The organism is Sphingomonas hominis, assembly GCF_013328205.1.
Lineage (GTDB): Bacteria > Pseudomonadota > Alphaproteobacteria > Sphingomonadales > Sphingomonadaceae > Sphingomonas > Sphingomonas hominis.
Genome location: NZ_JABULH010000007.1, coordinates 69321 through 78035, shown reverse-complemented (window position 1 = coordinate 78035; position 8715 = coordinate 69321). Strand labels below are relative to the sequence as shown.

9 protein-coding genes and 1 pseudogene are annotated in these 8715 nt (G+C 66.3%); 4 read left to right on the top strand and 6 right to left on the bottom strand.

The genetic code is table 11. From position 1 onward, the window contains the following. Window positions 1–126: 126 nt before the first annotated feature. Window positions 127–1785, top strand: a pseudogene (locus HRV97_RS14880) (copper-translocating P-type ATPase); the annotation flags it as partial. Next, entirely contained in the window at window positions 1782–2165 is a 384-nt protein-coding gene (cueR, locus tag HRV97_RS14875) for a Cu(I)-responsive transcriptional regulator (RefSeq protein WP_066782022.1), read from the top strand. The pseudogene HRV97_RS14880 and the gene cueR, both read left to right, overlap by 4 nt. A 10-nt stretch (window positions 2166–2175) precedes the next feature. Here cueR and HRV97_RS14870 read toward each other — a convergent pair whose 3' ends face one another. The 5 genes from HRV97_RS14870 to HRV97_RS14850 form a co-directional block, all read right to left on the bottom strand. Further along, window positions 2176–3459: a Fic/DOC family protein gene (locus HRV97_RS14870; protein WP_174195040.1), complete on the bottom strand. Its 1284-nt coding sequence runs from the start codon at window positions 3457–3459 to the stop codon at window positions 2176–2178. Window positions 3460–3461: 2 nt separating this feature from the next. Continuing rightward, window positions 3462–3719 (bottom strand): hypothetical protein, encoded by a 258-nt coding sequence (locus tag HRV97_RS14865; protein ID WP_174195039.1) that lies wholly within the window; start codon window positions 3717–3719, stop codon window positions 3462–3464. A gap of 128 nt (window positions 3720–3847) precedes the next feature. Then, a complete protein-coding gene (locus tag HRV97_RS14860; protein WP_174195038.1) occupies window positions 3848–4234 on the bottom strand; it encodes a DUF3768 domain-containing protein in 387 nt (128 codons plus the stop codon). Window positions 4235–4497: 263 nt separating this feature from the next. Then, window positions 4498–5169 carry a VRR-NUC domain-containing protein gene (locus HRV97_RS14855; RefSeq protein ID WP_174195037.1) on the bottom strand — a complete coding sequence of 224 codons (672 nt, stop codon included), beginning with the start codon at window positions 5167–5169 and terminating at the stop codon, window positions 4498–4500. Between the two features lie 78 nt (window positions 5170–5247). Beyond that, a complete protein-coding gene (locus HRV97_RS14850) occupies window positions 5248–5547 on the bottom strand; it encodes a hypothetical protein (protein WP_174195036.1) in 300 nt (99 codons plus the stop codon). 274 nt (window positions 5548–5821) lie between these two features. Here HRV97_RS14850 and HRV97_RS14845 point away from each other — a divergent pair, with 274 nt between their 5' ends. Next, window positions 5822–6298, top strand: a complete 477-nt coding sequence (locus HRV97_RS14845; protein ID WP_246248774.1) for a hypothetical protein — start codon at window positions 5822–5824, stop codon at window positions 6296–6298. After that, a complete protein-coding gene (locus HRV97_RS14840; RefSeq protein WP_174195035.1) occupies window positions 6291–6608 on the top strand; it encodes a hypothetical protein in 318 nt (105 codons plus the stop codon). The genes HRV97_RS14845 and HRV97_RS14840 overlap by 8 nt, the downstream gene beginning before the upstream one ends. 241 nt (window positions 6609–6849) lie before the next feature. Here HRV97_RS14840 and HRV97_RS14835 read toward each other — a convergent pair whose 3' ends face one another. Then, a complete protein-coding gene (locus HRV97_RS14835) occupies window positions 6850–8688 on the bottom strand; it encodes a ParB/RepB/Spo0J family partition protein (protein WP_174195034.1) in 1839 nt (612 codons plus the stop codon). Between the last annotated feature and the right edge of the window lie 27 nt (window positions 8689–8715).

Below are 8715 nucleotides of genomic sequence, written 5' to 3'. Positions count from 1 at the left end.
CTCGATCAAGACGGCTACCGCGCACTCAACATCGCCGGCGGACCCGGAGCCAAGGTGGCCTGAGCCGCCCTGTTCGCCACCTGTTCAGCTTACCGCTGTCCGTGCCACAAACCTTGAGGTGCCCCCTATTATGAGGCGGCCGGCGTCGTCGTGGCGCTGGTGCTGCTCGGACAGGTGCTCGAACTGCGCGCCAGGGCGGCGACGGGGCGCGCGATCCGCGCGCTCATGGACTTGGCCCCCAAGACGGCGCGCCGGTTGCGCTCGGACGGCTCTGAGGAAGAAGTCGGCCTTGCCGACGTGGCCGCGGGCGATCGGCTGCGGGTCCGCCCCGGCGAAGCCATCCCGGTCGATGGCGTCGTGGTCGAGGGCCGGTCCTCGGTCGATGAGTCCATGCTCACCGGGGAGCCTGCGCCCGTCGTCAAGGAAGTCGACGCGCCCGTCACCGGGGGCACCGTCAATACGACGGGCAGCCTGGTCATGGAGGCGCGCGCGGTCGGCTCCGATACGATGCTCGCCCGCATCGTCCGGATGGTCGCGGAAGCGCAGCGCAGCCGTGCACCAATTCAGGCGGTCGCCGATCGCGTCTCGGGCTGGTTCGTCCCGCTGGTCGTGCTCATCTCGATCGCGACGTTCGTGATCTGGTCGCTGGTCGGCCCTGAGCCGCGCATGGGCCATGCCCTGCTCAATGCCATCGCCGTCCTGGTCATTGCCTGTCCCTGCGCCCTCGGGCTCGCCACGCCCATGTCGATCATGGTCGGCACGGGGCGCGGCGCGCACGCCGGCGTGCTGGTCAAAAATGCGGAGGCCCTGCAGGGGCTGGAGAAGGTCGATACGCTGGTCATCGACAAGACGGGCACATTGACGGAAGGCAAGCCCAAGCTCGTCGCCATCGAGGCGACAGGCGCGATCGAGGAAGGCGAGCTGCTGGCGCTCGCCGCTGCGGTCGAGGCGCAATCCGAACACCCGCTCGCCCACGCGATCGTCACGGCCGCCAAGGAACGCGGAGTGCAGCTCGGCGCGGTCGCGGATTTCGCCTCGCAAACCGGGCTGGGTGTCAGCGCCACGGTGGAGGGCCGCCAGGTCGTGATCGGCAACGCCGCTCAATTGCGCCGGATCGGGGCCGATCCCGCTCCGCTCGAGGAAGCCGCCGACCGTCGCAGGCGCGAAGGGGCGGGCGTCATGCTGATCGCGGTCGACGGACAGCTCGCCGGCCTGGTCGCGGTCGCCGATCCGGTGCGTGACAGCGCTAGAGAGGCTATTGCCGCGCTCCGTAAGGAGGGGCTTCGGGTCGTGATGCTGACGGGCGATAATCGCACGACGGCCGATGCTGTCGCGCGCGCCGTGGGTGGGCTCGACGACGTGCGCGCCGATCTGCGGCCTGAGGACAAGGCCCGGATCGTTGCCGAGCTGAAATCGAGCGGCGCGCGAGTGGCGATGGCTGGCGACGGCATCAACGACGCGCCGGCACTGGCGGCTGCCGATGTTGGCCTGGCGATGGGCACGGGCACGGACGTGGCAATCGAAAGCGCCGGGATGACGCTCACGCGCGGCGATCTCTCGGCGATCGTGCGCGCCCGCAAGCTCGCGCACGCGACGATGCGGAATATCCGGCAAAACCTGTTCTTCTCGTTCCTGTTCAATGGGATCGGCGTGCCGATCGCGGCCGGCGTGCTCTACCCCGTCGCCGGCCTGTTGCTATCACCCATGCTAGCGGGCGCGGCAATGGCGCTCTCGTCCTTCACCGTCGTTCTGAACGCGCTGCGGCTCAACGCGGTGAAGCTGTGAACATCGGGGCGGCGTCGGACGCCAGCGGCGTCTCCCAACGCATGATCCGTCATTACGAGAAGATCGGCCTGGTGCCCGCGCCGCCTCGGCGCGGGAGCTACCGGGACTATGATGACGCCGATGTTCACCGGCTGCGGTTCATCGCCAATGCGCGCGACTTGGGATTCCCGGTCGAGGAAATCCGCACGCTGCTCGGTCTGTGGTCGGATCGCGGTCGGTCGAGCGCCGAAGTAAAGGCATTGGCGGAAGCGCGCGCTGCCGAGCTGGGTCGTAAGGTGCGTGCGCTGGAAGCTATGCGGCGCTCCCTTACGGGCCTCGCCCAGGCCTGCCACGGCGATGATCGGCCTGATTGCCCGATCATCGATCGGTTGGCTGAATAACCGGACGCCGTCAGCGGCTCCGGTCCTTATCGCGCAGCGCCTGGGTCGGGGACGCGCGGCCGATTTCGCCGTCCAGCGATCCTCCCGTCTTGATCCGATCGGCGACGAGCTGGCGCGTCGACTCCCCGATGGTCCCCACCATGCGCGCGGCCTCGCCCCGATCGCGCGCGGTCTTCATGGCCGCGTCGACGATCGCCTGGGCAGGCGCGAGGCGGGGATCGGCTTGGTTCTTCTCCGCGGTGTTCTTCAGGAATAGCTCGGCAAGGCGCTCCTGGCCCGGAGAGTGGCCGGGGGGCAGGATCGGCCGCTCCAGCGACCGCACGGCGCGCTGAAGCTGCGTCGGCTGCTGGTTGTTGATCTGGACGCCGAGTGCGGCGCCGATCTCCCGCACTCGCTCCAATGGCGTCTGCTGGGGCGTCACGACGGCATCGACCTGACGGACGCCGAGATAGGTGAGAAGGTGCGATTGGTAGATCGGCCCCTTGGCGTGGCGGACATACGCAAGTTCGGTGCGCGCGTTGGCGATTGCGGCAGATGGCGCACCTTCCTTTATCAGCCCGCGCAGGCGGTCGGCCGCCTGCTGGCGCGCGGCCGGCAGATAGCGTTCCAGCTCCTCACGCGCCTTGGTCAGCGTCACACGGTAGCGTTGGCCCTCGGGCGGGGCGCGCTTGGGGAGCATGGCGATCCTGGCGGGGCCGATCCGCGCTTCGGGCGCGAGGTCGCGCTTGATCGCCGCTGCCGAGAGGACCGCGGCCATGCCGCGATGATCGCCGGTCAGGAAGCCGTGCCGCGACGCCTCCATCCATCGATCCTTGTCGATCGCGGCGATGCGGATCGGATGACCGGCCTCGCGGGCGAGCTGCGCCGCGTGGTGGCGCATGGCGCGTCCATTCCCTTCGCGGAAGGGGTGAATGGCGTTGATCTCGTTGATGTGGTTGCCGAGCCGATCGAAAAACTCGTCTCGAGGAAGCCCGCGAAAGCCGCTCTGTGCTCCTACCTCCGCGAACCGCTTGTCGAGTTCGCGCGCGAGATAGGGGACCGCCGCGAAGCTCGATCCGCCCTTGGCGATGTTGACGGTTCGGTCTTGGCCCGCCCAATCGTACAGGTCCTGAAACAAGTGCTTGTGAAGCGCCCTGTAGCCATCGGCGCTCGCCGGAAAGGTCAGGCGCGCGGCCTCCGCGCCGCGCGCCAGGGTCAATCTACGCTCCGCCTCGGTGAGGGTCTTGTCGTCGGTGATCCCGAGCCGGTTTCGGAGCGTCTCGGTGCCGGGATAGGTGTAGGGATCGCTTGCCAAGGTCAGGCAGCGATCTGGTGTGTTCCAGGCCGGTAGAGACTGAGAATGATCGTGGGCATGACGGCGGGCGGAACGCCCTCGTCGAGCATCAGCGCGAACATCGCGTCCTCGTCGATGGTCGGCGTCATGCCCTCGATGGCGAGATTAGCGCGCGATTCCGCGACATCCTCGCGCCAAAGCGCAATCTGCTCGGGCGTGCCGCGCTCGAAGTCCATCTGGCGGATGCGCTCGCGCAGCGTTTTGAGATCGATCTGGGCCATCGCGTCATCCTTTCTGTGGTCGATCCTACGCCTTCCAAGGCGATTTCTCAACAAATCACGCTAATTGGCCGTCTTTCGATGCGTCGTGATCCGCGCTCGCTTGAGCGCGGATCGACGGAATGGAGCGATCAGTATTCGCTTGCCAGCATGATCGTCAGAACGCGTTGGGTCTGCTGCGCGTCCCAAGGGGCTTCGCTGCCGTTGGTGAGGGTGCGGTCGTAATAGTCCACTTTCCAGAAAACGGTCTCTGCGATGGCCGCGTCGCCGCTCGGCCGCTCCTGTGTCCATATCCCGGTTGCCAGTCGATAGACCGCCCCGAAATCGTGTTCGCCGTAAGGATCGTTGTCGGTGTCGAACTTGGAAAACGCGATGATCGTGGCGAGCGCCGCGAAACGGTCGGCATCGGGAAGGGCCTGAAACCCGCTCGTGACGTTGGCGATAGACCCGGCACCGGGGCGCTGACGGGCCGCATCGTTGAGTTGACGAATGGTATCGATCTGCTCGGGGGTCGGCATGGTAATCCTCCTTCTGGCATGGGCCGCAAGGCCGCTCGGCCTCACGGCCCTGCCTGTCCGGCGAGGACGGGATGGGGAGGGGGAGCGAGAATCTACCGCTGGCGCGGGCGAGCCGCCTAGCGCGGCCGGCGATCATGCGTCGGGTGCCGCGCTTGGCGGATTACACGGGCGGTCGATTGTCGTTCGGGAACGAAAGGGCGGCGCCCTTGGCGTTCCCCCCCGGTGGTCGCAGCTCGCCAGTGAGGCGGCGACCGCTGTCGGGCTTATCGCGCCTTCGGCGCGGCGAGTTGGAGAACGTCGACGTCGAGCCCTTCGGGGAGAAGGACGTTGCCGATGGTCTCGATCTGCGAACGATGCAGTTTGTCGGTCGTCTTGATTTCACGGAAGAGAACGGTGCCGTCGCGCACCGCGGTTATGTCAGGCCAGCCCGCTCGGTAGCAGTAGGCGTCGCCGGCGAAGCGACGAGCGATGCTACTGAGCCGGGAGCCGAGCGCATGGTGAAGCTGCTCGATCAGCTCGCCGGAAACGCCAGGGTAATATTCATCGACCCCGGCAGCGTAGATCGCGTCGAAGTTTCGGCGAACCTGGTTCGTTGTTGCCGCGCCGATCGCGGCGAAGATGCTATCGAGATGATCGGCGTTGATGACGAATTGCGCCTCCAGAAAGCGGGTGAGGCTATCGGCAGCCCCCAAGCTGTTCAGCTCCATCAGCCGTTCAAGGCAGGCGGCCTTCATCAAGAGGAGCATTGGCCCGCCTTCGCACGTCGCGCAGGTCCAGCCCTCGGCTCTCAACATCGCTGCTGCCGCGTGTTCGGGGCGGTGGAATGTGTCCTGTACCAGCCAACCTTCAGCGGCGCGCGGCACCTCGACCCGATGGAAGCGGAGGCCCAGCGCCTCACATTGGTCGCGGAGGGACGTGCGTTGCTTGATCGGCATTTTGGAGCGTCCACGAAGATAGCGGTGAAGCTGACGACGCCATAGCGCGGGATCATCGTCCCCCGCGAGCGCGCCCCGTCAGGAGGGCGCGGTGCGGGCGTCGCGCGCGGCGATCACCAGCTCCACGATCCGAGGTTGATGGAACAGCTCGCCGCGCTCGACCACGCCGAGACCTGGGCCGTCCAGCACGTCGCGCAGCCGATCCTGCACGACCTCTTCAAGCTCACCGGCGAGAACCCAGAAATGGATCGGCTCGCGATCGCGACCATCGGCGCGAAACTGGTCGGATTGTGCAACGGCTTGGGCCAAGGCTTTTAGCGCAGCGTGCCCCGCTGCTCGCTCGAACTCGAGCTGCGCGAACAGACGGTGATGGGACATGGGAAACCTCCGTGTTGCCGTGATTGGCGACGACAACGGGAGGGGCGCGGAACGCCGGGTCACAGGGACCGCGAGCGGCCGGCTTGCCGGGCAGAGGGGGAGCCGATTTGCGCAGCAAATTGGGGGAACCGCTGATCCCTTGAGGCGGCGGGCCGCGTCCCTCACGATGGGAGGAGACTGACGGACCCACTTACAAATCAACGCCCGCCATTATTGGCGGTCAGCATTGGATTTTCTGCTTTCGTTCCGGTCAGCTCTGACTCATAGAATCGTCATGCCGATCATGCCGGAACATCGCTGGCTTTATCCCATCGACTGGCCCGAGCTGTCGCGGCTGATCCGGTTCGGTCGGGCAAAGGGAAAGTGCGAGCATTGCCGGCGCCCGCATGGACGGCGAGTGTTCCACCTGGGCGACGGGCGATGGTGGGACGGCGATCGGCGTCAGTGGCGCGATGGCCGTGGGCGGCGGGTTCGACCGCCCGAACCGGACATCGCGGCGATCGTGCGGATCACGCGCGTGTATATCGCGTGCGCGCATCTCAATCACGATCCGACCGACAACGCGCCGCGCAATCTCGCCGCGCTCTGCCAGCGCTGCCACATGATCCACGACGCTGCCGAGCATCGCCGTCGCCGTTGGTTCAATGCGTTTCGGCGTCGCGCGCTTCGCGATCTGTTCGGTTACGCGATGCCTGTGCCACGTGGCACACCCCCGGCGTTGAACACACCGTCGCACGGCCTACATGGGTGACGGCCTTCATGGCTTCGGGGTGCTGGGGGGTTCAACTCCCGCAGGCTGGCTGATTGTCGGTGCCCTCTTTTTGGCTCTGGCGCTTCGCTTCGCGAGCGTCATTTTCATGGAGGGATTGCCTATGATTACACGTTCAAAATCTCGCGCTCGCAAGGCGCACAAGGTCAAGAACACCAACCTGAACCCAGTGACTAATGTGATGAAGCTCTGTTCTGTTTCTTTCGAGACCGTCTGGGCACTGATCGTTGGCTGGTCTGCTGGTGCGGCCGGCCCCGCACCATCGGCGCAGTTGCGCCAGCGTCACCAGTAGGGGGCGGGAGAGCGATCTTCCGCCCTTTGCTTTTGGGCGCGGACGATCAGCTACGATAGGGACATATCTCAGGAAGTCGCATCGGCGCCGCCTGTCCCTTGTGGGCGGGCGGCGCCCGCGGGCCTGAAAGGGCAGCGGGCGCGACGGCCATGCGGGGCATGGCTGTCGCGCCGGCGACGGGGCTGCTGCTGGGTGAAACGGAAGAGGGGAAGGGGGGCGATTGTCACCGCCCCCGCATCCGTCACGCCATTTCGTCGGCCTCCATGTCCTCGCTCTCGGCATCGTCGAAGGCATCGGCTTCGGGATCGTCCAGTTCGTCGCGCTCGGGCTGGTCGAACGCTCCGATCTGCATGGGCGCGGGGAGCCAATGCGCAGCGAGTCGCCCCGACACGTTGACCGCCAAGTCCGCCTTCTTCTTGATGGTCGCGCAGTTGTCGGCGCTGGCATCGCCGCACTCGGCGCGGAGTAGGTCGATCAGGGCCGCACGGCGCATCTTGTCGAACAAGGCGATGGGGGCCTGCCAGCGGGTCGCAATGTCCACGCCGGTCGCGCGCGCTACCTGCTCGAAGTGATGATGACGCGCACCGGGAGCGCCGCCCGCGAACAGGGTGCCGTCCACCGTCATCGCCACCAACCCGGCAAGCAGCGCCAGCTTGTCGTCTTGGCTCATGGCGCGGATCACCTCGAACCGCCCTTTTGCGGGGATCGACGCGAAGCGGTCGGCCATCGTTTCCTCGACCTCCCGCACGTCGCTGGTCGCCATCAAGTCGTCGGCAACATCGGTCGCGATGCTCTTGGCCTGCACGTCGATCGCCATCTGATAGCTGTGCGCGCCGTGGAGTAGCTGGCCTGCGAGGCTGTCCAGCAGCACGTCGAGCGCCAGTGCCGGGTCGGCTGCGACCGCCTCCTGCACGATGCGGGTCTTGATCCGCGACAGGTCGGCGACAAGGCTGTTGCTATAGAGCGGTTGCGGTTCGCCGGTTGCCGCCTTGGGCTTCGGCTCGGCCTTCGCACGATAGAAGCTCTTGCCGAGCGACCCGTCATGCGAAACCCATAGCGCCACCCCCCCGACTGCCACCTGCTCGGGGTTGAAACCGCGCAAGCCCTCGGTGATGGCGTCCCGTTCGTCGGACAGCGGCTCGATCGCCACGCTGTCCTCGCCTTCCTTCTCAGCGATGGCCTCGATCTCGGCATCGATGGCGGCAAGCCGTTCGGCCTCGGCCTCGGTCGGCTCGCGCGTGGCCGGATACAGGCTGCCCTTCATGTAAAGATCGTAGGGCCGGTCCAGCGTGGCGCGGACCTCATGCCAACCGATCGCGCGATACTCGTCCGCGATGGCGTCCAGCTTGTCCTCGGCCATTTCCTGCACAAGCTCGGGCTGGTCGGCAAAGCCTTCGGCCCCTTGGCTGAACAGGTCCACCGTGATCGTCCCGCCCTTCGCCTCATAGGCGTCGCGCCCGACAAAGATGAACGCGCCGCTGGTGGTGTCCACCTTCTCGGTGGTGAGCATCCGCCGGATGGTGTGGGCATGGCCGTTCGCCGCCTTGCAGACCTTCACCTGTTGGTCATGGTCGTCGGTGAGGGTGAGCGCGCGCGCCGCCTCAAGCGACAGTTGGTCCTTGGCGATCAGGTCGATCAGCGCCGGTGCGAGCGCGGAAAGGCGAAGCATCTTATAGACGAAGCTGACCGCCTGACCGAACCGGGCCGCGATTTCCTCGGCGTCCATGCCGGTGTCGCGGAGCGCCGCGAAGGCGCGGATGCTGTCTGCCGGGTGCATGTCCTCGCGCTGGAAGTTCTCCGCGAGCGACAGTTCGATGGCCTCTTCCTTGGTGCGGACCTCGACGGGGAAGGTGTCGCTATTCTTGATCCGCTTGCGCTTCGCCAGTTCCTTGAGGCCGCGATAGCGTCGCCCACCGGCGAACACATAGAACAGGCCCTCGTCCTCATAGGCTACAAGGTTCTGCAACAGGCCGTGTGCGGCGATGTCGTCGGCCATGCTCTCGACGGCAGACGGCTTCACGCGGCGCTGGTTGAGCGGGGAAAGGCGAAGCTGCGACAGCTTGACGGTGATGATACCCATGATGATGCTCCGTGATCTGTGTTTATT

Excerpts from the sequence above, each read along its gene's own strand:
- HRV97_RS14855 (WP_174195037.1), bottom strand. The coding sequence starts at position 5,169 with ATGCCGATCAAGCAACGCACGTCCCTCCGCGACCAATGTGAGGCGCTG.
- HRV97_RS14840 (WP_174195035.1), top strand. The coding sequence starts at position 6,291 with ATGGGTGACGGCCTTCATGGCTTCGGGGTGCTGGGGGGTTCAACTCCC.
- HRV97_RS14850 (WP_174195036.1), bottom strand. The coding sequence starts at position 5,547 with ATGTCCCATCACCGTCTGTTCGCGCAGCTCGAGTTCGAGCGAGCAGCG.
- HRV97_RS14860 (WP_174195038.1), bottom strand. The coding sequence starts at position 4,234 with ATGCCGACCCCCGAGCAGATCGATACCATTCGTCAACTCAACGATGCG.
- HRV97_RS14865 (WP_174195039.1), bottom strand. The coding sequence starts at position 3,719 with ATGGCCCAGATCGATCTCAAAACGCTGCGCGAGCGCATCCGCCAGATG.
- HRV97_RS14845 (WP_246248774.1), top strand. The coding sequence starts at position 5,822 with ATGCCGATCATGCCGGAACATCGCTGGCTTTATCCCATCGACTGGCCC.
- HRV97_RS14835 (WP_174195034.1), bottom strand. The coding sequence starts at position 8,688 with ATGGGTATCATCACCGTCAAGCTGTCGCAGCTTCGCCTTTCCCCGCTC.